Origin of the sequence: Arthrobacter sp. ISL-28 (assembly GCF_018613875.1) — a bacterium.
Taxonomy (GTDB): domain Bacteria; phylum Actinomycetota; class Actinomycetes; order Actinomycetales; family Micrococcaceae; genus Arthrobacter.
In genome coordinates this window covers 37836-62550 of record NZ_JAGGPJ010000018.1, presented here as the reverse complement: position 1 = coordinate 62550, position 24715 = coordinate 37836, and the positions used below count along the sequence as shown (strand labels likewise).

Sequence of the window (24715 nt, the reverse complement as noted above, 5' to 3'; positions counted from 1 at the left end):
AAGCACCAAGGTCTCCCGCATCAGGGATCCAGCCCATTGATCCAGTCCCAAAATGGGAATCATGGCCACGGCCTGCTCACTCCACGGCCCGGGGGACATCGCCTAGGGAGGCAGCAGAACCGATCAGGAACAGACGCGGCGCTTCATCGCGGTCTTTCATGTGATGCCTTTCGTTGACGAGTGGCCGCCTGGTTTCGTTGAGAACTCCTTAGCAGGCACGAGCGTTGTGATCCGACTCACTGCCTAGTATGCTCTTAAGAAATCGCATTTCGCACAGTTGTGCGGCATGCGCACAATCTCCAAGACCCAACGCCTTCAGCGTGGAAGGAAGTCCATGACGAACATCGCAGCAAGGCCAGAGGCCCCATCGCCCGCCGAGGCGCAACGGCGGCTCAAGCGCGCCAAGAAGGCAGCCCTGGCCGCGTTCCTTGGCGGGGCCCTGGAGTACTACGACTTCTTCATCTACGCCACGGCAGCGTCGCTGATCTTCTCGAAGATCTTCTTCCCGTCCGGTGACCCCACCATTGCCTTGCTGGCTTCCTTCGCCACCTTCGGCGTCGCGTACGTCGCGCGGCCGTTCGGCGCCGTCGTCTTCGGGCACCTGGGTGACAAGATCGGCCGCAAGAACACCCTCGTGCTGACCCTGGTCTTCATGGGGGCCGCGACCTTCCTCATCGGCGTCCTGCCCGACTTCAACACCGCCGGCTACTGGGCACCGGCCCTGCTCGTGCTGCTGCGCCTCATGCAGGGACTCTCCGCCGGCGCAGAGACAGCCGGCGCATCAGCCCTGTCCACCGAGGAAGCCCCCGAAGGCCGCCGCGGCTTCTTCGCCAGCTTCGCCATGAGCGGCATCTCCGCCGGCATCGTCCTGGCCTCCCTGGCCTTCCTCCCCGTGGCTGCAATGAGCGAAGCCGACCGTCTGGCCTGGGGCTGGCGCATCCCGTTCTGGCTCTCCATCATCGTGCTCATCGTCGCCTACCTCGTCCGCCGCTCCCTGGACGAACCGGAAGTCTTCGAGGAAAAACACGACCACGGCGAACTCGTCAAACTCCCCTTCGCCAAGATGTTCAAAACCCACCCGGCACAGTTCTTCCAGGTTGCCCTGATGTCCTTTGAAACCGTCACCAACACCTTCATGCAGTCCTTCGGACTCGCCTACGCCGTCACCGTCGGCGTCCCGGCCTCCACCATGCTCTGGGTCAGCATCCTCGGCAACATCCTCGCCATCGGAACCCAACCCCTCATGGCCCGCCTGTCCGACAAACTCGGACGCCGCCCCGTCTTCATCACCGGCGTCCTGGGATCCGGAGCCATGATCTTCGTATACTTCTCGGTCATCTCCACCGGCAACATCCCCATGATCTTCCTCACGAGCACCCTGATCACCGCCGGCACCTACGCCATGTCCAACGCCATCTACCCCGCCTGGTTCTCCGAACTCTTCAACGTCAAGGTCCGCTACTCCGGCATGGCCATCGGCCTGCAGGTCGGCATCCTGTGCGCAGGCTTCACCCCCCTGCTGGGCACCGCCCTCGTCGGCGCGGACAAGGCCAACTGGGGCCCCGCGGCCTGGATTGTCGCGGGATCCTCGGTCCTCGCCATCGCCGGTGCCCTGTGGGCGCGTGAAACCAGCAAGACACCCCTCCGCGAACTGGGCAACCCCGTGCAATAAACCGGCCTTCCCGCACCATAAGCAACGGAACGAGGGTGATGGCGAAGCCTTGTGCCATCGCCCTCTTTCCGTTGCTTGATGATGTGTCGTGATCGGCGAAACACCAGCATCGCGGCCCGGGCCTGTGGCGCGGCAGGTGATCAGCCCGGCCCGCCTGTGGCGGGACTCCATGACAGGCCGGTATGACAGCATGGGCGCATGCGTTCTTTCATCATGCGGGTGCTCATTAATGGACTGGCCCTGTGGATTGCCAGCTGGATTTTGCCCGGACTGGACATCTTCACCCCGGCAGCAGGAGAAGCGGTGGCACAGACGGGTGTCCAGTGGACAGACGCTGCTGGCATTATCTTGGCGTACTTGTTTGTCGGACTGATTTTCGGGGTAGTCAACGCCTTCGTGCGGCCGATCGTCAGCTTCCTGTCCCTGCCGATCACCATCCTCACACTGGGACTGTTCACGATCGTCATCAATGCGGCCATGCTGTACCTGACGTCCTGGATCAGCAGCTACACGCCGGTACATCTCACGATTGACTCCTTCTTCTGGACGGCTGTGCTGGCCGCCATCATCATCACCATCGTTTCCCTGGTGGCAGACAGGATCCCGGGCGCCCGCCACCGGTAGCGGCGTCCTCGGCAGCATCCTGCCGAATGCAGCGGCGCCAGCGGCAGCATCCTACCGGCCACCCGCGGGCCGAATGTCCGACTGCTTGGCCGGGCGCGGATCCACGTGATAGCGCTGGGGCTCCGGCACCTTGGCCGTACGGACCAGCTGGAACCGGGTTGCCGTGGCGGCTCCCCCGGCGCCCACCACGCCGGCGAGCACGCCTGTTGACGCCATCAGCGAGGGGTCGCTGCTCGCGGCTACCGCGCGGGCACCGGCTTCATAATGGGTAAGCCGGTGCCCCGGACCCAGCCCGGATTCCTCGCCCGGAGGCGTGAGTACGCGGTCCTCGAGCGTGACGGTCACACGGTCCCGGGTATCCGGGTTGGGCGCCCCTTCGCTGCCCGGCACCCAGTCCTGCCGGTGTTCCAGATGCAGGCTGCGGATGCCCGGTTCCGGCATTATGTCGCCCACCGGGGACCCTGCCGTGAGCACGTATTTGAGGTCGTATTCCGCGAGGAAGGCCTTGTCCTGGCTCAGGTTCATGGCGTGGATTCCGCCCTGGCTGTAGCCAACGGCCACCACTTGGGCGCCGGCCTCCGCTCCGGCCTGCTGCAGCGCTGCCCGGATGGCGGAGCTCGTGTACTGGGAGCAATACCCCAGTCCTTCGGCGATTCCTGCCTCATCTAATGGGTTGGGGCCGCCGGCATCTCCCGGCTGGGTGCCCGGAACAATGACAATGAATGCCTCGCGCCCCGCGCCGGCTGTCCTGATGATTTCGATCTTGCCCCGGCCGTCGGCATCCACCGCCCGTGCCCTTGCCAGCAGTCCCGCCGGTGAAGTGTCAAGGGTGATGTCGGAGCTTAGCTCCGCGGCTGCGGTGACCCGGCGCGGCTTGAGATGGGGCATCACGCCGTTGGCCAGCATGCGGACCACGTGGGGGACACCGGACCCCTGCATTCCGGTTGCCGCCGCCATGGTGACTGCCTCGAGCACCAGCTTCGGTTTCGCCCCCATCAGGCTGAGGATGACCGGATAGTTGCCGGCGAGCGCCTCCATGCTGTCCCTGTTGAACAGCCGGCTGAGATCCGGGCTATACGGGTTAGGGAATCCGCCGAGAAGCAGATCCAGAAGCTGCGGCGGCAAGAGCCTCAGCGAATCGCTGCCGAGGCGAAGATGAGCCACACCTCGCTGGTCGGCGTCTTCATAGTCCCGCTGGCAGGCACGCACCAAGCTTCCCATGCCCTGGAGCTCCTCCCTCACCGCCGCCACCGCGCGGCGTCCCTCCCAGACGGCGGTGAGTGCTTCGACGCCGCTTGACCGCGGATCGTTTTCATACGGGCACAGCTCCGACCAGATTCGCTGGACCGACAGTTCCACAGAGGCCAGATCCGCGGCGAATCCGTCCAGATCCTTCGCGCCGCCGGCCAGCTCCTCCAGCTGGAACGCAATTCCACCCACTCCGCCCCGAACTGAGAGGTGGCCGTCCGACGCCGGCCCTAGGGGCCGTACCGGGCCGCCGCTCCCAGACGGCGTCACCTCAGCCATCAGTAGCCACCTGCCGCTGTCCGCATGGACGACACCGACACGTTCTGGGCATGCCGGCGGACGGCCACCGCCGCCGAGTTCAGGCGATCCCTCGCCCTCGCCAGGGCGGCGGCCTGCAGCCCGATGCTCGTCCGGTAGGCGATGCCGGCAGGCGACTGCCAATCCATCAGCTGCAGCTGCGACAGGCTGGCCAGAACGGCGTCCAGCTGGTCCGCGCAGGCCTCGACGCGGCCCGCCAGCAGCTGCACGTCAAAGCTGCGTGACGAACAGGCCGCGGCCTCCGCTGCGGTGACGTTGTCGCTCATTCGCTTCCCCTTCTTCCCCGTCCGGATTTCCGCCCGCCGGTTTCCCGCGTCCGGTCCGGCCACGCCCGCTACCCCGCCGGCGCTGCCATCCCAGCCGCGTACGTCGTGTCCTGCCCCCGACGCTACGGAGCATGGCAGCGCTCCGGAATGTCGGCCGTCGGCTATGTGGACAGCCGCCTAAGGCGGATCCTGTGGGGGAGAAGTCACAAGCAACCCAGTGCTTCAGCGGCGTGCAGGAGTTCATGAAAGAATCAGGGCATGCCTGAAACTGCCGCCACAGCTGATACCCGTACGCCCTCCGGACGCCTGGCCCTCGCCGCGTCACCGGAACAGATCGCGCTCGGCCCGCTGGATGGCCGCTACCAGTCCGCCGTCGCGCCCCTCGTTGACTACCTTTCCGAGGCCGCCCTCAACCGCGACCGCGTCGCCGTCGAGGTGGAGTGGCTCATCCACCTGACCAGCAACAACGTCCTTCCGGGCGCCGGCCCGCTGACCGCCGACCAGCAGGAGCAGCTCCGGGCGATCGTCACCGAATTCGACGCCGCCTCTGTGGCTGAACTGGCCGAAATCGAGGCCGTCACGGTTCACGATGTGAAGGCTGTTGAGTACTACATCGGCCGCCGCCTGCCGGCGATCGGCATCGAAAACTTGACCGCCATGGTGCACTTCGGCTGTACCTCGGAGGACATCAACAACCTGTCCTATGCGCTCGGCGTCAAGGGTGCTGTAGAGGACGTGTGGCTGCCGGCCGCGCGCGCCCTCGTGGCCCAGATCAGCAAGATGGCCGAGGACAACCGCGCCGTGCCTATGCTGTCCCGCACGCACGGCCAGCCGGCCACGCCCACCACGCTGGGCAAGGAACTTGCCGTCATTGCGCACCGCCTCACCCGCCAGCTGGACCGGATTGCCAGGACCGAGTACCTCGGCAAGATCAACGGTGCCACCGGCACTTACGCTGCCCACGTGGCCTCGGTCCCGGGGGCCGATTGGCAGCAGGTCTCCAAGTCGTTCGTGGAGGGACTGGGCCTCACCTGGAACCCGCTGACCACCCAGATCGAAAGTCACGACTGGCAGGCCGAGCTGTACGCCGACGTCGCGCGTTTCAACCGGATCCTGCACAACGTCTGCACCGACATCTGGAGCTACATCTCCATCGGCTACTTCGCCCAGATCCCGGTTGCAGGCGCCACCGGCTCCTCCACGATGCCGCACAAGGTCAACCCGATCCGGTTTGAAAATGCCGAGGCCAACCTGGAGATCTCCTCGGGGCTCCTGGACGTGCTCGGATCCACACTGGTCACCTCCCGCTGGCAGCGCGACCTCACGGACTCCTCGAGCCAGCGCAACATCGGCGTGGCATTCGGTCACTCCCTGCTGGCGATCTCCAACGTGGCCAAGGGCCTGGAGCGACTGGACGTTGCGGAAGACGTGCTCGCCGGTGACTTGGACACCAACTGGGAAGTCCTGGGCGAGGCCATCCAGATGGTCATGCGGGCCGAGGCGATCGCCGGCGTCAAAGGCATGGAAAACCCGTACGAGCGGCTCAAGGACCTCACCCGCGGGCAGCGCGTAGACGCAGCCCGGATGCAGGAATTCGTCCAGAGCCTGGGCCTTTCCCCCGACGCCGAAGCGCGGCTGCTTGCATTGACTCCGGACAGGTACATCGGCATCGCCGACCAGCTGGTGGACCACCTGAAATAAGTACGACGGCGGTGCCGGGCTTCGCTGCCCGGCATCCCTTCCGTTTCCGGCCGCTTTTCGGGAAAGCGCCGGGACCGCCTACTTTCCCGACGATGACAAGGACACACGAACCATGAAGCTCCTGCTCATCCGCCACGGCGAGACTCCCGGAAACGTGCTGGGCCAGCTGGACACGGCCCACCCCGGCCCCGGCCTGACCGAGCTGGGCGAGCGCCAGGCCGAGGCTCTGCCGCGGGCGCTGGTGAACGAGCCGATCGGTGCGCTGTACGCCTCTACGCTGGTCCGCACCCAGATCACTGCCCGGCCGCTAAGCCGTGAGCTCGGGCTGGACGTCCAGATCCTGGACGGCATCCACGAAATCGAGGCCGGCGCCCTGGAAAAGCTGACGGACCACGAGTCCCACCGCCGGTACATGAGCACCGTCTTCGCCTGGACGGACGGTGATTTCGACCGGCGGATGCCTGCCGGCCCCAACGGACATGAGTTCTTCGAACGCTACGACGCCGCCATCGCCAAGGTGGCGGCCGAAGCCGCCGGCGCTCCGGACTCCGCCGCTGTCGCCGTCGTCAGCCACGGGGCGGCGATCCGCGTCTGGGCAGGGCACCGGGCCGACAACATCGACATGGAGTTCGCCGCCCGGCACGTCCTCGCCAATACTGGCATCGTGGCACTCGATGGCGATCCCGACGCCGGCTGGAACCTGATCCACTGGGATGCCAGCCCCGTGGGCGGCCTGGCCCTGACGGACCCCACTGCCGAGGACCCGATGGGGCGCTCCACCAAGTAGCCTCGCGGTTGACCGGCAGCACTGGACGTGCCTCGCGGCTGCGGCCATGATGAAAAGAGGTGCGGGCAGGAGGAACGGCCGCTTTTGGCGGCAGCACGACCGCGCTGTGGAGGCGCATTGGCATGGCACGCAGATCGGGGCCCTCGCAGTCCGCGGCGGCGAATGCCCTAGAGCCCGACCGGCATTTCCTTGCCGGCTACTATGCGCACGTAGCCGCGGAGGACCTCCAGAACTACAGCGCCGAAACCCTCCGGGCCAGGGCGATGCACCATCTGGAGGTGGGATCCCGCCGGCAGCCCGGGCAAGCGGCTGTGGGCGTCCTGCACGAGCTGGATGCGAGCGTCGTGGCCGTGGTCATGGAGGACCTGCCATACCTGGTTCACTCCGTGACGGCAGAACTCACGCGCGAGGACGCCTCGATCGGGCTGCTCGTCCATCCGATTTTCCACGTGCTGCGCGATCCTGTGTCCCACCAGCTGCTGGAGGTCCGGCCCGGCCCCGCCAGGGAAGGCCTGAGCGGTGAGCCCGAGCCAGCAGCGGGCCCCGATCGGGAGCGGCCTGGTCCGGAAGGGCCTGATCCGGCGGGGCCAAAGGGGAGCGGGGCCGCCGAGATCTGGCTCGCCGTCGAAATAGGCAGGATGGCTGACGAGGCAGCAACCGACGAGCTCATGGAACGGCTGCAGGGAGTACTCGACGACGTCCGCGTCACTGCAGAGGATGCCGCCGCGATCAACGCCCGGGTATCCGAGGCCGTCGCTGACCTCGACGGCTTTCCGCCCGCTGCGGTCCCGCCCGTCGATCAGTTGCGCGCCCTGCTCCTGTGGCTCGCCGACGGCAACTTCGTCTTCCTCGGCTATCGCGAATATGAACCCACGACGGTGGGCGGCCGGGGGCTGTTCGCCGAGCGCCGGGGTTCGGCGCTGGGCCTGCTGCGGCAGCCGCCGGGAAACGGTCACCGGCCGCCGGATCCTGGGGAGCCGGAGCCTGGGGAACGGGAACCTGGGGAGCCCGGGCCGGGGCGGCCGGAAGCCAGTGAGCCCGGCATCCCGGGTCCGAGAGTGTTGACGCTTGCCACGTCCGACCTCCGCTCCACTGTCCTGAGGCCCTCGTACTTGGATGAACTGCGCCTGACGGTGTTCGGGCAGGACGGCGAAGTCACCGGGGAGAGACGTTTCGTGGGACTGTTCACGCCCGGCGCGGCACACCAGTCCGTCCGCCGGATCCCGGTGATCCGCGAAAAGGTCCGGGATGTCAGGGAACGCCTTGAGCTGTCGCCCCGGTCCCATCAGGGCAAGGATCTGCTGGCCATCCTTGAATCCTTCCCGCGCGATGAGCTTTTTCACATCGAGACCGATGACCTCGTGCGGCTCGCGGCCGATGTCCTCCGCGCTGAGGAGCTCCGGCGCACGCGGCTGTTCCTTCGGCCGGACAGCTTTGGCAGGTTCATGTCCGTGCTGGTGTTCTTCCCGCGCCGCCGGTACAGCACGGCGGTCCGGCTGCTCATGGAGCAGGAGCTCCGGCAGGCCTTCAAGGCGAAGTCCATCGAGTTCGAGGTCCGGCTGACCGATTCCCCCATGGCCCGCGTGTTCTTTCGGATCCTCATAGCCAGGGCCCCCTCCAGTACCCGGGCAGCAGGTGCCGCCGGCGCCGAAGCCGGCCCTGCCGCCGTCGACCCTTACCAGCTGGAGCGGCGCCTGATAGCCGCCACGCGGTCCTGGACGGAAGGGCTTGATGAACTGATCCGTGACCGTTTTCCCGCACAGGACGCTGCCCGGCTTTCGCGGCTGTGGGCGGAGGCCTTTCCGGCGAGTTACCGGGCCGATTACGAACCGGAAGCTGCGATCAGGGACATCATCAGTTTTGAAGCCTTCGACCTCGACGGCACCGGCGGCCGCTCCTTGGATGACCCGCTGTTGACGGTGCAGGTCCCGCAGGGAACGTCGCCTACCCCGGCCGAGCCGGCCCGGATCCGCCTGTACCTGACCAAAGCCCGCAGCCTTACCCAGATCCTGCCTTTCCTGCATCATCTCGGCCTTGAAGTGCTGAACCAGCGGCCCTTCGACATTCGGCGCGGGAACGGCCAGGACCTGTTCCTGTATGACCTTGGCGTGAAGTACCCCGGCGGTGTGGATCCGGAAGCTACCAGCGGACTGCTGGCGGACGCATTCTGCGCTGCCATGCGGGGCGACGTCGAATCGGACCGGATCAATGCGCTGGTCATCCGGGAGGGCGTGGGCTGGCGGCAAGCCTCCATCCTGCGAAGCTATGCCAGGTACCTCCAGCAGCTGGGGACAACCAACTCGTACGGCTTCATCGCAGACACCCTGATGGCCAACGTCCGGGCAACGCACGCGCTGCTGGCCCTGTTCGAGGCGAAGTTCGATCCGGCACTGGACGTGAGCGGGCGTTTCCGCGACTCCGCCACGGCGCGGGCTGAACTTCTGTCGGCGATAGACGAGGTCCCCGTCCTCGACGCCGACCGGCTGCTGCGCACGTTCATGAACCTGGTGGAAGCCACCCTCCGCACCAACTACTTCCAGGACAAGCCGCACCTGAGCTTCAAACTGAATCCGGCGGCGATCGCCAACGCCCCGTTTCCGCGGCCAAAGTACGAGATCTGGGTCTACTCCCCGCGGGCGGAAGGCGTCCACCTCCGCTTCGGGGAGCTTGCCCGCGGCGGGCTGCGCTGGTCGGAGCGGAGTGAGGATTTCCGGACCGAGATCCTAGGCCTGGTCAAGGCGCAGAACGTCAAGAACTCCGTCATTGTGCCCACCGGGGCCAAAGGTGGCTTCTACCCCAAACAGCTGCCGGACGCGGCCGCGGACCGGGAGGCGTGGCTGGCCGAAGGGCTGGAGTGCTACCGGATCTTCATCCGCGGGCTGCTGGATCTCACGGACAACTTGGTCACATCGGCGGACGGGGAAGCGGTGGTGCCCCCGGACCGTGTTGTGCGCCACGACGGCGACGACTACTACCTCGTGGTTGCGGCCGACAAGGGAACCGCAACCTTCTCAGACGCCGCCAACGCCGTGGCGCAGGAGTACGGCTTCTGGCTCGGGGACGCGTTCGCCTCGGGCGGGTCCGTGGGATACGACCACAAGCAGATGGGAATCACCGCGCGCGGGGCGTGGGAGTCCGTCAAGCACCACTTCCGCGAGCTTGGCATGGACCCTCAGCGGGAAGAGTTCACTGTGGTCGGCATCGGAGACATGAGCGGGGACGTCTTCGGGAACGGAATGCTGCTCTCGCCGCACATCAGGCTCGTGGCGGCCTTCGACCACCGGCACATCTTCCTAGATCCGGCCCCTGACGCCGCAGCCTCCTTCGCGGAACGCCGGCGCCTCTTTGGCCTGCCACGCTCCTCCTGGGCGGACTACGACCTGTCACTCATCAGTGAGGGCGGCGGCGTCCACTCACGCCAGGCCAAGACGATCGACATCACCGAACAGGTCCGGACATCCCTCGGTCTGGACCCGGGAACGGTGGCGCTGCCGCCCCACGGACTCCTGCAGGCCATCCTGCGGGCGCCCGTTGACCTGCTCTACAACGGCGGAATCGGAACCTACGTCAAAGCTTCGTCCGAGAGTCACACCGACGTGGGCGACAAGGCGAACGACCCCCTTCGGATCAACGGCAACGAGTTGCGGGCCCGGGCCGTGGCCGAGGGCGGGAACCTCGGTGTCACCCAGCGCGGCCGAATCGAGGCAGCCCTCACTGGCGTCCTGCTGAACACCGATGCGATCGACAACTCGGCGGGCGTGGACTGCTCCGATCACGAGGTCAACATCAAGATTTTCGTTGACAGGATGATCGCGGCGGGAAAGATGCAGGCCTCCGAGCGCACCGGCTTCCTGCAGTCCCTCACCGACGAGGTGGCCCGGCTGGTGCTGGCCAACAACGTGGACCAGAACGTCCTCCTGCTCAACGACCGGCATCTGGTGCTCGAATGGAGCCCCGGCTTCGAACGGACCATGGACTGGCTGGAAAATGCCACCGACCTGGACCGCGGCCTGGAGGCGCTGCCCAGCACGGAACAGCTCCGGGAGAGACTGCGCTCGGGCAAGGGCCTGACCACTCCGGAGCTGTGCGTGCTCGCCGCCTACGCGAAGGTGGAGCTGGCCAGGGAACTGAACGCGAGTGACCTTGCGGATGACCCCTGGTTCAAGAAGGTTCTTCGCGGCTACTTCCCGCGCCAGCTGTCCGAGCGCTTCGATGCCGAGCTGGACACCCACCCTCTGCGCCGGCAGATCGTGTGCACAGTGGTGGCCAATGACATGATCAATCTGGGCGGGATCACCTACGCCTTCCGGGCAATCGAGGAAACCACCGCCACGGCCGCCGCTGTGGCCCGCGCCTTCGTCGTGACGCGGGAGGCCTTTGACCTGCCGTGGTTCGTGCGCCAACTGAGCGCCCTGCCCGCCGGATATCCCACTGAACACGCCGCGCAAGTCGCCATTCACATGCGCAGGGTCCTGGACCGGGCCACCCGCTGGTACGTCACGCATGACCATCGGGACCAGCCGGTGGCCGAGGCACTGGACCGGATCATGCCCACCCTGGACCTGCTGCGCACCAAAACGGTGGACTACCTGCGCGGATCCGACCTTGACCGCGTCCAGGACCGCCTCACGCACTGGGACAGTGTCGGGCTTCCCCACGAGCTGGGCAAACGCGCGGCGGACATGCTGGAGAGCTTCGGGCTGCTCGATATTTCGCTCGTGTCCGAGCAGGTGCACGAACCCATCACCGCCATCACCGATCTGTATTACGCCGTCTTCCAGCGCATTGGCGCAGCGAGCCTGCTGCTGCGCATCACCGACCTGCCGCGGCACAGCCGGTGGGAGACCCTGGCACGGGCGGCGCTGCGGGACGACGTCTATTCCGCGGTGGCGGACATGACGATCTCCGTCATGCAGATGACTCCGGGCACCGGCCCCGCACGGACCGACGTCGTGGAACGCATCGTGGCATGGGAGCGCGGGCACCAGGAGCAGCTGGCGCGAATCAAGGACACCTTTGCAGAAGTGACCAAGCCGGGGCAGGTGGACATCGCCTCGATCTCGGTGGCCCTGAAACTCCTGCGGACGCTCGTCCGGCGCTAATCTCCCGGCGGCTACCTCCCGGCAATATCCCGCATCGCACTGCCCCGCGGTGTTCTCCGGACGCTTACCCCCGGGAAACACTGCGGTAACGGGGCGCTCCTAGGCTTGACATGCATAACCCTTCGGCGAATCGAGGCAGAGATGCAAACCAATCCCAGGCTCAACATTCGGAAAGTCAGCTGGTCCAACCCGGTGGGTGCCGACCTGCGCGCGGCGCAGCAGGCCGAACTCGATGCCCGCTTCGGCCGCCCGGACCACGAGCCCGGGCCCAAGCCGTCTGAAGTGGACACCGCCGTCTTCCTCGTGGCGTATGACAAGGGATCCGGCCAGCCGGTGGGTTGCGGAGGACTGCGGCTTCTCGATTCAGCCACCGCCGAAATTAAGCGCCTCTACGTCCTCCCGTACACGCGGGGCTCGGGTGTGGCCAGCTCCATCCTGGCGGCCCTCGAAGCGGAGGCGTACGCACTGGGCATCACCCGCGTCACGGCCGAAGCCGGCTCCGCCCAGCCCGACGGCCGGAACTTCTACGCGAACTCCGGCTTCGACCAGGTGCCCAATTTCGGTCCCTACGTCGGCGTCGAGCACTCCTACTGCTACGCCAAGTCCATCGACTCCCACAGCGCGGCGCATACGGCCATGGCATGAGGCTTCCGCGCCTCGGCGGGTTCCGCGGGCTGGGGGGCTAGGTTCGGCGGCTTCCGCGCCTCGAGCGGCCCTGCCCCGCTTGACCGGCCCCGGCCAGGGCCGCGTGTGCGGGCCAGGGCCGCGTGTGCCGGAGGGACAAGGCGGCCGTCATACTGGGAGCCGGGCGGCCGACGTCGGCTAATCTCGCACTATGGCAACCGCAGACATCACTTTCCGCACGCGTAAATGGGTGCGCCCCGAGGACCTCAACGCCAACGGCACGCTGTTCGGGGGAAGCCTGCTGAAGTGGATCGACGAGGAAGCCGCAATCTATGCCATCCTCCAGCTGGGCAACGGCCGGGCCGTCACCAAGTACATCTCCGAGATCAACTTCGTCAGCTCCGCCGTGCAGGGCGACCTGATCGAAATGGGCCTGACTGCCACGCGCTTCGGCCGCACCTCGCTGACTATGCGCGCTGAAGTGCGGAACATGATCACGCGGCAGAGCATTCTCACCATCGAGGAGATCGTGTTCGTGAACCTCAGCCCCACCGGCAAGCCGGAACCGCACGGCTACACCGAGATCACCTACGACCGCGACCGGATCCCCACGCACCACCTCACGGAAACCCTGGCACGGGACTGAACAGGCGCCGTCGGCCGTTTCACGCCCAAGCCGGCCCTCCCCCGCTTAGGCGGCCCGGGCCAACGCCGGTTGTAGGGGGCCGCGGCCGGTTGTGCGCCTGAGAAGCCACGGGTCAGGAACGCCCGACGGCGCCTGCCGGGCTTCGTTGGGTGGCGATCCGGAGCAGGCGGTCGCGCAGGGGCTGGGCCCGTTCGGCGAGCGCAAGCCGCGTCATGGCCGAGGAGACCAGGCGCAGCAGCTGGGTCCGGACGATCCGTTGTTTGTTATAGGCCTTGAGGGCCTCTGGAGCGGATTCCGAGTTCAGCAACTCGGCGAGGGTGACCGCGTCCACGAGCGCTTCACAGGCTCCGCGTCCAAGGTTCGGCGTCATCCCGTGCCCGGCATCTCCCACGAGAACGGCTCCCGGCCGGACGTAGCCGGCCAGCGCCGGCACGGTCCAGATCCGCTGGGCGAGGGTCGCCTGCGGAGTGGCGGACTCCAGTACTTTCCTGATCGCGCCTGCCCCTCCGGAGAACCGTTCCCGAGTCCGGCTCAGCGCTTCGGCGACGTCGACCCCGGCCGGACCCAGATCCGAACGGAATGAGGCGTACCAGTAGGTCCCGCCCGCTGCTGGCGTGATGCCGAACAGCTTCCCCTTGCCCCAGTACTCGCCGCCGCTGTCCGGGTCGACAGGTTCGGGGAGGACTCCCCTCAGCGCCAGGTAAGGGGTCAGCGTCGCGTCGGCCGGTGCACCCCAGAAGGCGCGGCGGACCGTGCTGTGCACTCCGTCGGCGCCCACCAGCAGGCCCGACGCCAGCGGCCCAGTGGCCGGGATGTCCTCCACTCGGCCCGCCACCCGATGCACGGAGCGGGGCACGGCCGCATCGAGCAGCCTGATCAGGTCGGGCCGGGAAACGCCGATCACTCCGCGCACCTCCGGCGAGACCCAGACCTTGCCCGCACCGTCGCGCAGGGCCATAGCGCCGAATCTGGCGGCCACCTTGCGGATTTCGGGCAGGATTCCGAGAACCGCCAGGGCACTTTGCGCTTCCGGCCACATGGCGAGCGACGTTTCCACCGTCGGCGTACCGGGTCGCTGCTCATGGACAGTGACGTCAAAGCGCTGCGGGTCGAGTCCGGCGGCGAGCGCCAGCCCGGCTATGCCGCCCCCGATGATGGTTATGGCTTCCATGGACTGATGCTAAGCCCGACGGCTGTTAAGCCCGACGGCGGCCCGCGGCTCTTGGGCCCAGCTTCCCTTGGGCGGCCCACGACCGCATGACCGGCCCCGACCCGCTTAACCGGCCCTGGCCAAGAGCGGTTATGCGGGCTAGGGCCGGTTGCGCAGAAGGATCACCCGATGTTCATAAAATCGATAGTGATAATCCGCCAATTCCGCCAATTCCCGCTATAGGCTTACCGGATAACGCTCTGGTTCCATTTCAGAAATGAGTCTCATCGTGCACAAATTGAAATCTGTTGCTGCCGCAGCCATCACCGTCCTGCTCTTGGCCGGATGCGCCGGCGGGGCGGGGTCACCAGCGGCCTCCGAAAGCGCTTCGAGTGGAACGTCTGCCGGCTCGTCCAGTGAAACGCTGATTGTTTATACAAATTCGAATGGTGAGGGCCGCGGTGAATGGCTGACAACGAAAGCAGCAGCTGCGGGCTTCAAAATTGAAATCGTCGGAGCCGGCGGAGCAGATGCCACGAACAAGCTGATCGCCGAGAAGAACAATCCGATTGCCGACGTCGCGTTCGGTTTGAACAACATGTACTTTGAGCAAATTAAAGCAGCTGACGCCATCGAATCGTTCACCCCCTCCTGGGCGGCAGAAGTGGAGGCCGGACTCGGCGACCAGGGTGACAGCAAGGCCTACTGGCCGCTGGTCAAGCAGGCCATTCTTCTCGGCTACAACTCCGACAAAATTCCCGCGGACAAGGCGCCCCAAGACTGGACCGACCTGTGGACAAAGGACGAATTCAAGGACCGCTATGAGCGAGTCACGGGGCTCGGCACCGCTACCGCCCAGTTGGTCTTCGCCGGCATCCTCACGCGGTACAAGGACGACAGCGGCGAGCTCGGGATTTCGGACGAAGGCTGGCGCCAGATCGAACAGTATTTTCAGAACGGAAACCCCGCCGTTGCGAAGACCGATCTATTTGCGCGCATAGCGGCCGGAGACGTGGACACGGGACAAATGCCGTCGTCGATCATCCCGGAACGCGAAAAGGCATTCAAAGTAAATGTGGACGTGGTCAAACCCTCGGTCGGCGTCCCGTTCGCGGTTGAACAGGTCGCTTTGGTCAAGGGAACAGATAAGAAGGATCAGGCGCTCAAATTCATCGACTGGTTCGGCAGCGCTCAAGTCCAGGGTGAATGGGCCCAGGAATTCAGCTCCATGCCCGCTAACAAAGCCGCAGCCGAAAAAGCCAGGCCGGAAGTCGTCGAATTCAGTAAAACGCTCAAGCAGCAGGAAATCGACTGGAACTTCGTCCAGGAGAATATCGGAGCTTGGGTGGAGAAGATCGAGCTCGAGTACATGACTTAGCCGGCATTGGGCGGGGCCGTTCATCGCCGCCCCGCCGGAAGGCCGACTGCCGCCAGGACCACCGAGGACAGGTACCCATGATCCGCCTGGAGAACATAGAAGTTACTTTCGGAAATTTCACTGCCATCCCGCAGCTGAACCTGGAGGTGGAGCGAGGAGAGTTTTTCACGCTTCTCGGACCCTCGGGCTGCGGAAAGACGACCGCCCTGCGCACGTTGGCCGGATTCATTGATCCCGCGGCCGGCGAGGTCTTCATCGATGGCAAGGCGGTGACAAGGCTTCCCAGCGATAAGCGCCAGGTGGGCATGGTGTTCCAGAACTACGCCCTGTTCCCCAGCATGACGGTGTGGGAAAACATCGCCTTCGGCCTGCGCGTGCGCAAGGAAAAACCGGCTGCGAGTGACCGCCTCGTGCGCGACATCGCACAACGCGTGGACCTGTCCGCGAGCCAGCTGCGCAAGAACGTCGCTGAGCTCTCGGGCGGCCAGCAGCAGCGGGTGGCCGTGGCCCGCGCCCTGGTCCTCCAACCGAAAATCCTGCTCCTCGATGAGCCGCTTTCCAACTTGGACGCCAAACTGCGCCACCAGCTGCGTCAGCAGCTCAAGGAACTCCAAAGCGAATTTGGCATCACCACCGTCTATGTGACGCACGACCAGGACGAAGCATTGGCAATGAGCGACCGGATCGCCGTCTTCAACAAGGGTGTGGTGGAGCAGGTGGGTACGCCCCAGACGATCTACGACGCCTCGGCCACGGAATTTGTCTGCACGTTCATCGGCGACAGCTCGGTTCTCACCAGCGACTTCGTTTCCGAACTGAACAGGCACTCGGACGGCACCCTTGCCCCCGGCGCCAACTCCTACCTCAGGGTGGAAAAGGCATCGTTGACACCGCCGGCTGGCAATACCGACGCCGTACCAGTACGCGGAGTCGTGGTCTCACGGAGTTATCACGGCCTGCACAGCCGCTACACAGTGCGCTGCCACGGCTCGGAACTGCGTCTGCTCGTCAAGGAGGATGGCGGCGTACACCCCGTGCCCGGCGCCGAAGCCACGGTCTATGTCCGGCCCGTCCACGTGCTGCAGTACGACCCCCAGACCGGGGAAGCCGTGGGCAACCCCGCTCTGGCAGCCTCGCGGCCATGAACCCCACACCGGCCCGGACCATGGTCCGGTCACCGTTCGTGCTTTTCGTGGGCGTAATCCTGACATGGTTCATCGCCGCGTTCCTCGTCTGGCCCAACGCCAATGTCCTGATCGAAACGTTCTTTCCCGACGGACGTTTCTCCGGACGTGCCGCGGAGAAACTCCTGTCCTCCGAACGCGCCATGAAATCCCTCGGCAACAGCTTCCTGCTGGCGGCGGCGCTCTCCGTCACGGTGAACGTCGTCGGGATCTTCATCGTGCTCGTCACGCACTACTTCAGGATCCGTGGCGCCCGAATTCTGTTCCTGGGGTATGCGACCACCTTTATCTATGGCGGCATTGTCCTCGCGGCCGGCTACAAGTTCATCTATGGGGACAAGGGCATCGTCACGGCCCTCTTGAGCGACGCCTTCCCCGGCATGGACCGCAACTGGTTCTCCGGGTTTTTGGCAGTCCTGGTAGTCATGACCTTTGCGACCACCACCAACCACATGCTGTTCGTGGCGAACGCACTCAAGGGAGTGGACCACCAGACGATCGAGGCCGCAAAGAACATGGGGGCCTCCACCTGGACCATCCTCCGGCGCATCGTACTGCCGATGCTCAAGCCCACCCTGTTCGCCGTCACCATCCTGTCCTTCCTGACTGGACTCGGCGCGCTCAGTGCACCGCAGGTCCTGGGCGGCCGGGAGTTCCAGACCATCACACCGATGATTCTCACCTTCACCAACAGCCCGACGTCCCGTGACCTAGCCGCCCTGCTGGCCGTGATTCTCGGCGTGGCCACCATACTGATGCTTACGGTCATGACCCGCATGGAAAGGGGCGGCACTAACTTTTCGGTGTCGAAAGTTTCCTCGGCCCTGGAGAAGCAGAAGATCACCCATCCTGTGGGCAACGCCCTCGTGCATGTTGCGGCGTACGTCCTGTTCGCCATCTACACCCTGCCGGTGGCCCTGATCGTGATTTACTCCTTCGCGGACAGCGCAGCCATCCAGACCGGGCAGATATCCCTCGACAGCCTGACCGTGGACAACTACATCCGGGTACTGACCCAGTCCTCGGCGCTGCGGCCGTTCGTCGTGAGCATCGTGTACAGCGCAGTGGCCGCCGCGATCGCCGTGGGTGGACTGCTGTTCGTCGCCCGCCTGCTGCAGAAGCACCGCAACTGGCTCACGGCCGTCTTCGAGTACCTGCTCCACATTCCCTGGATCCTGCCCTCTGCCCTGCTCGCCCTCGGCCTGATCATCAGCTACGACCACCCGAATCCGCTTGTGGGCGGCGCCGTCCTGACCGGCACCACCGTCATCCTGCTGATCGCGTTCGTGACAGTGAAAATCCCCTTCACGCTGAGGATGCTGAAAGCGTCCTTCGCCTCGGTTAACTCGTCCCTCGAAGAGGCCGGGGCCATCATGGGGGCCGGGACGCTGTACATCTTCCGCCGGATCCTGCTCCCACTGGTGCTGCCAACGGCCGCGGCCATCGCCGCCCTCAATTTCAACAGCATGCTGGACGACTACGACACCGCCATCTTCCTGGCCCATCCCCTGGTCCAGCCCCTTGGCCTGGTCATCAAGGCCAACACGGACGGTGCCGAGGGGGCGGAAGGCGTCTCCAACACTTTCGTCTACACAGTCCTGCTCATGATCATCACCGGCCTGACCATGTACCTGGTGTACGGAAGAGCCCGCAGGCGTGATGCCTCCACGGCACCCAGGAACGGAGCACCCAAGGACGCGGCTCCCAAGGATACGGTGCTGTCGAAATCCTAGACGGAGGGCCAGCCTGTGTAGGCCTCGGCGAGGTAGGCCCGGCCGTGACGGGAGGACACGACCGAGTTGAGCTCGCCGAGCTGGCGTGCACGGGAGAAGTCATCGGCATCCACTGGGGTGTGCAGCATGGAGGTCATCCAATAGGAGAACTGCCGTGCCTTCCACACCCGGTCCAGGGCGCGGTCGCTGTACGAATCAAGGAGCGCGGATGAGCCTGTCTTGTAGAAGCTGTCCAGGCCCTCGAACAGCACCTTGACGTCGTGGATGGCCAGGTTCAGGCCCTTGGCCCCCGTCGGCGGGACGGTGTGCGCTGCGTCCCCTGCAAGGAACAGCTTGCCATGGCGCATGGGCGTGTGCACGAAGCTGCGGAACTTCAGGACCATCTTGTCGAGGACCGGCCCCTCCTTGAGCTCGAAGCCGTTGCCGTTGACCCGGTTCCGGAAGGCGTCCCAGATCCGTTCCTCGCCCCAGGTGTTCACGTCCTCGTTGGGGTCGCACTGGAAGTACATCCGCTGCACGGTCTCGGTGCGCTGGCTGATGAGCGCGAAGCCGTTCTCAGAATTGGCGTAGATGAGCTCGTCGGAGCTGCGGGGAGCCTCGGCCAGGATGCCGAACCAGGCGAACGGGTATTCGTGGAAATACCATTTGCGGTGCGCTTCAGGGATCTGGAAGCGGCAGTGGCTGCGGGACCCGTCGGCCCCGGCGATGAAGTCAGCCTGCAGTTCGTATTCGGCGCCGTCCGAGTCCGTGAACCGGACCTTCGGCGATCCTTCCAGGTCGTGAACCGTGGTATCCGTGACGCTGTACCGGACGTCGCCGCCGTCAGCCTCGCGGCATGCGGCGAGGTCCATGAAGACATCGGTCTGCGGATAGAGCCAGACCGATTCCCCCACGAGGTCCTTGAAGTCGATGCGGTGGCTTTCGCCGTTGAACCGCAGCTCGATGCCGTCGTGCCGGTCCCCTTCGCGCAGCACGCGGTCGGAAACGCCGCTGTCCACCAGCATGTTGACCGTTCCGTGTTCCAGGATGCCCGCCCGGACGGTTTCGGAGATCTCCTGGTGACTGCGGACCTCGATCACGGTGGATTCGATGCCGGCCTTGGCCAGCAGGTGGGACAGCATGAGTCCGGCCGGGCCGGCGCCCATGATGGCGACCTGGGTAGTGATGATTTTGCGTGTTGCCATGACGTTCCTCGCTTCGTCGCGGAGGCCCTCTGCAGGAAAGGTGGGGCCGGAAGTTTCTGCTGGCTAACAGTGTGCGGCGGGCGGGGCATCGAGCGTTACACCAATTCCGCTCAATGGAACCAGATGCCGGAGTCAGCTTGAGGTGCCAGCTTGGTTCAGCCGCCGACCGATCCCCCGGGCGGCAGTCTGCAGCGCCGGCACCAGCGCCTGCAGGCGCACCTCCTGCAGGGGAACGACGACGCCGAGGGCCGCTACCGCGCGCTTCTTGCCATCCAGCACGGGAACCGCAATCCCCCACGTGTCAGGGTCGATCACGCCTGCCAGCTGGGCATATCCCTGATGGGCGGACTCAGTGAGCAGGGATCGCACGTCCTCCCGCGTTACCGTCCCGGCCGGATCAGCGAACTGATCGAGATACTCTGCCTGGACGGGCCGCGGCTGGTGCGACATCAAAGCCAGTCCAGCCGAGGACACGTGCACGGCCAGGCGCCCGGCAATCTGCGCACGGTTCACGGCGGATCCGCGGCGGGAAAGCCGTTCCACGAAGAGCGCCTCCCAGCCGTCCAGCACTGCAAGGTTCACGTTCTGGTTGAGCACGTGCTGGATGTCCTCCATGAAGGGCATGGCAGCCTGCCGCAGGGCCAGCGTGGGTGAATTGCGGTTGACCAGCTCCCACAGCCGCAGGCCCAGCCGGACTGAACCGCCCGCCCCCGTTTCGAGGAGGCCGTGCTGAGCGAGCTGCCTGACCAGGCGGTGCGCGGTGGTGAGGGGAAGCTCCGCGCGCGCCGCAAGCTCCGAGAGTTGGAGGACGCTCACGCCCTCGGGGAAGGCCGCGATAACGCGCACCACCCGATCCACCACAGAGTCGCCGGAGACTGAGTTCGCCATGTCTTTCCGCTTCCATTCAATGGTCTGACTGGTCCCAGATTACACCTGCGGTTGATACAACTCTCATGTCAGCCGCCGGCCTCGGCTCCGCGGAAGCACCCCCGGCTCGCTGCCGGTGTGGGACGCATTGGCGCCAGCATGGGACTGGCCGGGACGGGGACACTAGTGGCCGAGGGGATCGCCTACCCGTGGGGCTTCTACGTGTCGGCGCAGCGGCTCTGCTGGCGGTGGTCGCCATGGTGACCGTCCCCCACGCGATCACTCCGGCACCCGGCCGGCACCCGCCGTCGGCATTCCTAGTCCCATCGTAACCGTCCCTCGACCGCATAACCGGCCCTGCCCAGGGCCGGTCGTGCGGGGCAGGGCCGGTCATGCGGGCCAGGGCCGGCCGGGCGGGCCAAGGCCGGTTATGCGGGGCAGGGCGGTCACGCGGGGCAGGGCGGTCACACGGGGCAGGGCGGTCATGCGGGGCAGGGCGGTCAGCGAGGCAGGGCGGGTAACAAGGTGCAGCTAGCTGCGGGCCTTGACCAGGACGACCTCGAACGTCTTCGCATTCGGGACCATGAACTTCGCGTTAACCGCGGCGAGCGTACCGTCGAAGAGGGCCGCCGTCGTCGGGATGTTGAAGTGCCTGCTCTTAATGACTTCCTTGACCTCTCCGGAACGATCGGGGAAGTCCACGCGGAGGCGGCTGATCTGGTTGGAGAAGTTCTGGACAGCCCAAATGGTGTCGCCCTTGACGACTATGCCGTCGACATTCGGAAGCGTCACACCCTTGATCTGGGCGCTCGCTCCGGTCCGCGGGTTGACGGTGTACAGGGCCTGGTTGCCCGAGTGTGCCACCACGAGGGTGCGATGGTTCCGCGCACTGGCGATGCCGTTCAGGTTGAACTGATCCCCTGCATCAGCTGCAGGCCCTGTCAGTTTCAGTGTCCGGACCATGCCGAGTTTGCCCTCATCGCCCACTGGCACGAAGTACAGCTCCCCCTGCAGGGAGTTGGTGAACCAGGCGCCGCGGTCAGTGAGCGCGACGTCGTTGATGAAGGCTGCCTTCCTGGTCAGCTGGATGGTCTTGACGGTCTTGCGGTCCTCGGTGTCGTAGACGTACGCCTTGCCGCTGGCACCGCCGGCCACAAAGAGGAGATCGTTCTCGTTGTCCGCCTTCATGCCCACGGCGACCCTGCCGTCGGGCACATCAATGAACTTCTTGGCAGTCCCCTTGCGGATGTCCCCGCGGAAAATGTCTCCTGTTGCGAGGTCACCGGCGAAGAAGGTGCTGCCTTCGCCCGCGGTGATGCCTTCCGCTCCCTTGGCGCCGGGAAGGACGATGACCGAGTGCCGGTCCTCTGAGTCCTGGTGGCCGGCGGATGCCGCGGGGGCCGGGACCAGAAGGGCCGCGAGGGCAATCAGCCCGATGGCGGCACGGCGTGAAGAACCTGATTTTCGTATGCTGTGGCGCATGATGCTCTCCGGAGTCTGGCCGATTTTCCGTGCGAGCCGACCGGTGTACGGAAGGCTCCGCACGATGGTCTCTTCAGTGTAGATTCGGCCCCTAAGCCCCGCCATAGCCCGATGCTCCGGGTGGCCTTACCGGCAGGAAAATCCGTTCCCGCGTTCGGAACGCGGGGGCAACGCGCCCGTAACAGGGGCCCGGCAGGATGAAGCCATGAAGCGTAAAGCACCGACTCCTGCCTCTGCTGAGTTGAGCTGCGAAGTCTGCGGCCAAATGCCCGAGCCCCCCAAGAGCCGCCTCACGGCGGCGAATGTGGCCGTCATGCTTCCCATCGAGCTGCTGGTCCACGCTCTGGTGGTTCAGACGCACCTGCCTTATGTGGCAAAAGTCCTGGTTCTCACTCTCACGGCCACCGTCCTGGTGATCTGGGTGGCGGAGCCTTCGGCCGCGCGGATTCTGCGGCGCTGGCTGCATGCACCGGCACTGCGGCACCGGCGGCGGCTTGGCGCTGCCCCTGCGCTGTGGCGTGCCCGGACCCTGCTGCGGGACGAGCCGGGGTCGCTGAAGAAGATCACCCGCTCCCTGGCGCTGCTGGACGCCAACATCCTCAGCATCCACGTCCACCCGGTGCGCGGCGGCGTCATGGATGAGTTTGTGCTGTCCGCGCCCGGTGAACTGACCGAGCGCCAACTGGTTGACGCGCTGAAAGACGCGGGCGGACGCCAGCCGCAGGTGTGGCCGACCACCGCACTGGCGATGGCCGACGGGCAGACGAAGGCGCTGAGCCTTGCGGCGCGCATTGCCGCGACGCCCGGAGAGCTCCCGCTGGCTGTCGCGGAACTGCTGTCCGCACGGATCCTCGACCCGGCTTCTGAGTCAGCGCAGCTGCCCAGGGAAACGAACGACGCCGGCACGCTCCTTAAGATTCCCACCGCCTGGCACGGACCCATCACCTTCTACCGCCCCGGCGAACCGTTCACCCCCGCAGAGTCCGCCAGGGCACACCGGCTTGCGGAGCTCGCTGAGATCCTGGCCCACGTACCCGCCTCCACGACCGGAACCTATCCGGGGCCGACACACGCAGCATCAGAGGCAGGATCATAGTCACAATCGGTTATTAGCGGCGGCCCGGTCCAAGTTCGCGAAAATCCTTGACAGTGCGCCGGGTCACTTCTAACTTTGATTTTGGGATCCCAAATAGGGATCCCAAAAACGCCCAGGCGCCTCCGGAACTGCCGCTACAGGCTCCGCTCAAAGATTTCCGCCGCCCAACCCGCGGCCGCTCGTCCGAATCATCAAGCTCGTCTCCCAGTCCGTAACTTCCCCGTGAAGGAGAAGCTGTGTCTATCCCCAATACCGAAACAGCGACCACAGAGGCTCAAGGCACCGCCGAGGCCCCGGCCGCCCACAAATCCGGCAAGGACGGCGTGCAACGACGCACCAACGTCCGCTGGAAGTTGTTCCTCCTCCTCCTGGTGCTTGTCGCCGTCAACTACATCGACCGCGGCTCCATCTCGGTGGCCCTGCCCATCATCCAGAAGGAATTCAACCTCGCCCCCGAGCTCGTCGGACTGCTGCTGTCCGCCTTCTTCTGGACCTATGCCCTCATGCAGATCCCAGTGGGCTGGCTGATCGACAAATTCGGTCCGCGCAAGGTCATGACGGCCTCGTGCGTCGGCTGGGGCGCCGCTACGGCAGCCTCCGGCATGGCCGGGGGCTTCCTCAGCATGTTCATCGCCCGCATGGGCATTGGCGTCATGGAAGCCGGCGTAATGCCGGCCGGCGGAAAGCTCAACGCCATCTGGATGCACAAGTCCGAACGGGGCCGCGGCGCCACCATCCTCGATGCCGGCGCTCCCCTCGGTGCAGGTCTTGGCGGCATCATCATCGCAGGCCTGATTGCCTCCACCGGCAGCTGGCGGATGGCGTTCCTCATCGCCGGCGCCGCCACCGTCCTGATGGGCCTGGCCGTGTGGTGGTATGTCCGGGACAACCCCCGCCAGCACCCCGGGGTCAATGCGGCCGAAGCCGAGTACATCGAGGCCTCCCACGCCGCCGAGGACGCTGAAGCCGAGCGCGACGGCAGCAAGGGCAAGCGCGCCCTGCTCCCCTACCTGAAGTTCCGCTCCTTCTGGGCCATGTGCTTCGGCTGGCTGGGCTTCAACGGCGTCTTCTACGGCCTGCTGACCTGGGGTCCGCTCTACCTGGCCCAGGCCAAGGGCTTTGACCTGAAAACCATCGGCTGGTCCACTTTCGTGATCTTCGGCGCCGGCTTCGTCGGCGAAATCCTGGGCGGCACCATCGCGGACAAGTGGCGGGCGGCAGGTGCGTCCGCCAACCGCGTCATGCGGACGCTGCTGGGCATTTCCAGCGTCGTAGTGGTGGGCGGCCTCATTGGGGTGACCGTCATCGCCGACCCGATCACCGCCGTCGTCCTGCTCTCCCTGGTCATGTTCTTCCTCCGCTGGGTGGGACTCTTCTGGAGCATCCCCTCCATCCTGGGCGGCCGGACGAATGCCGGCGTCCTGGGCGGGGCCATGAACTTCAGCGGCAACATCTCGGGCTTTGTCACCCCCATCGCCGTGGGCCTGATTGTCGGCGCCACCGGCTCGTACACCTGGGCGCTGCTGTACTTCGTGGGATCCGCCATCGTGATGGGAGTGTCTGTGCTGACCCTCAACTACAACAAGCGGCTTCCTGTCTAAGCTGGCAATCCACAGCAAGCCACGCAGCCACGTCCTCCCGCCGCCGGGAGCG

18 protein-coding genes are annotated in these 24715 nt (G+C 65.6%); 12 read left to right on the top strand and 6 right to left on the bottom strand.

The window, feature by feature from the left end:
* Window positions 1-334 precede the first annotated feature (334 nt).
* Window positions 335-1672 (top strand): MFS transporter, encoded by a 1338-nt coding sequence (locus tag J7E80_RS14695; protein ID WP_215052784.1) that lies wholly within the window; start codon window positions 335-337, stop codon window positions 1670-1672.
* Window positions 1673-1870: 198 nt separating this feature from the next.
* The gene (locus tag J7E80_RS14690; RefSeq protein WP_215052782.1) at window positions 1871-2296 is read left to right on the top strand and encodes a phage holin family protein; all 426 of its coding nucleotides are present in this window, start codon (window positions 1871-1873) and stop codon (window positions 2294-2296) included.
* Window positions 2297-2347: 51 nt separating this feature from the next.
* On the opposite strand, the gene J7E80_RS14685 is transcribed toward J7E80_RS14690, so the two are convergent.
* Together J7E80_RS14685 and J7E80_RS14680 are read right to left on the bottom strand one after the other, a co-directional pair.
* Window positions 2348-3823: a hypothetical protein gene (locus J7E80_RS14685; protein WP_215052780.1), complete on the bottom strand. Its 1476-nt coding sequence runs from the start codon at window positions 3821-3823 to the stop codon at window positions 2348-2350.
* Window positions 3823-4128 (bottom strand): hypothetical protein, encoded by a 306-nt coding sequence (locus J7E80_RS14680; RefSeq protein WP_215052778.1) that lies wholly within the window; start codon window positions 4126-4128, stop codon window positions 3823-3825. The genes J7E80_RS14685 and J7E80_RS14680 overlap by 1 nt, the downstream gene beginning before the upstream one ends.
* A gap of 258 nt (window positions 4129-4386) precedes the next feature.
* On the opposite strand from J7E80_RS14680, the gene purB reads away from it, so the two are divergent.
* The 5 genes from purB to J7E80_RS14655 all read left to right on the top strand — a co-directional run bounded on the left by purB (window position 4387) and on the right by J7E80_RS14655 (window position 12988).
* Window positions 4387-5829: an adenylosuccinate lyase gene (purB, locus tag J7E80_RS14675; protein WP_215052776.1), complete on the top strand. Its 1443-nt coding sequence runs from the start codon at window positions 4387-4389 to the stop codon at window positions 5827-5829.
* A 112-nt stretch (window positions 5830-5941) separates the two neighbouring features.
* Complete coding sequence (locus tag J7E80_RS14670; protein ID WP_215052774.1) at window positions 5942-6616, top strand: histidine phosphatase family protein; 675 nt, start codon at window positions 5942-5944, stop codon at window positions 6614-6616.
* 122 nt (window positions 6617-6738) lie between these two features.
* Complete coding sequence (locus tag J7E80_RS14665; protein ID WP_215052772.1) at window positions 6739-11718, top strand: NAD-glutamate dehydrogenase; 4980 nt, start codon at window positions 6739-6741, stop codon at window positions 11716-11718.
* A gap of 141 nt (window positions 11719-11859) precedes the next feature.
* Entirely contained in the window at window positions 11860-12363 is a 504-nt protein-coding gene (locus tag J7E80_RS14660) for a GNAT family N-acetyltransferase (protein ID WP_215052770.1), read from the top strand.
* A gap of 190 nt (window positions 12364-12553) precedes the next feature.
* Complete coding sequence (locus J7E80_RS14655) at window positions 12554-12988, top strand: acyl-CoA thioesterase (RefSeq protein ID WP_215052768.1); 435 nt, start codon at window positions 12554-12556, stop codon at window positions 12986-12988.
* A gap of 112 nt (window positions 12989-13100) precedes the next feature.
* Here the strand turns inward: J7E80_RS14655 and J7E80_RS14650 are convergent, their stop codons facing one another.
* A complete protein-coding gene (locus J7E80_RS14650) occupies window positions 13101-14159 on the bottom strand; it encodes an FAD-dependent monooxygenase (RefSeq protein ID WP_215052767.1) in 1059 nt (352 codons plus the stop codon).
* 268 nt (window positions 14160-14427) lie between these two features.
* Between J7E80_RS14650 and J7E80_RS14645 the strand changes: the two genes are divergently transcribed.
* From J7E80_RS14645 to J7E80_RS14635, 3 genes are all read left to right on the top strand, one after another.
* Window positions 14428-15516 (top strand): extracellular solute-binding protein, encoded by a 1089-nt coding sequence (locus tag J7E80_RS14645; RefSeq protein ID WP_215052765.1) that lies wholly within the window; start codon window positions 14428-14430, stop codon window positions 15514-15516.
* A 77-nt stretch (window positions 15517-15593) separates the two neighbouring features.
* A complete protein-coding gene (locus J7E80_RS14640; RefSeq protein ID WP_215052763.1) occupies window positions 15594-16661 on the top strand; it encodes an ABC transporter ATP-binding protein in 1068 nt (355 codons plus the stop codon).
* Complete coding sequence (locus J7E80_RS14635) at window positions 16658-18433, top strand: iron ABC transporter permease (RefSeq protein WP_215052761.1); 1776 nt, start codon at window positions 16658-16660, stop codon at window positions 18431-18433. The genes J7E80_RS14640 and J7E80_RS14635 overlap by 4 nt, the downstream gene beginning before the upstream one ends.
* On the opposite strand, the gene J7E80_RS14630 is transcribed toward J7E80_RS14635, so the two are convergent.
* The 3 genes from J7E80_RS14630 to J7E80_RS14620 all read right to left on the bottom strand — a co-directional run bounded on the left by J7E80_RS14630 (window position 18430) and on the right by J7E80_RS14620 (window position 22071).
* On the bottom strand, window positions 18430-19617 hold the full coding sequence (locus J7E80_RS14630) for a 4-hydroxybenzoate 3-monooxygenase (RefSeq protein ID WP_215052759.1): 1188 nt from the start codon (window positions 19615-19617) through the stop codon (window positions 18430-18432). The two genes, J7E80_RS14635 and J7E80_RS14630, sit on opposite strands and share 4 nt — an antisense overlap.
* A 132-nt stretch (window positions 19618-19749) precedes the next feature.
* Window positions 19750-20505: an IclR family transcriptional regulator gene (locus J7E80_RS14625; RefSeq protein WP_215052758.1), complete on the bottom strand. Its 756-nt coding sequence runs from the start codon at window positions 20503-20505 to the stop codon at window positions 19750-19752.
* A 510-nt stretch (window positions 20506-21015) separates the two neighbouring features.
* Window positions 21016-22071, bottom strand: coding sequence for a hypothetical protein (locus tag J7E80_RS14620; RefSeq protein ID WP_311380845.1), 1056 nt, complete (start codon window positions 22069-22071; stop codon window positions 21016-21018).
* A 100-nt stretch (window positions 22072-22171) separates the two neighbouring features.
* Between J7E80_RS14620 and J7E80_RS14615 the strand changes: the two genes are divergently transcribed.
* Both J7E80_RS14615 and J7E80_RS14610 read left to right on the top strand, forming a co-directional pair.
* A complete protein-coding gene (locus J7E80_RS14615; RefSeq protein ID WP_215052756.1) occupies window positions 22172-23062 on the top strand; it encodes an ACT domain-containing protein in 891 nt (296 codons plus the stop codon).
* Between the two features lie 236 nt (window positions 23063-23298).
* Complete coding sequence (locus tag J7E80_RS14610; protein ID WP_215052754.1) at window positions 23299-24663, top strand: MFS transporter; 1365 nt, start codon at window positions 23299-23301, stop codon at window positions 24661-24663.
* Window positions 24664-24715 lie beyond the last annotated feature (52 nt).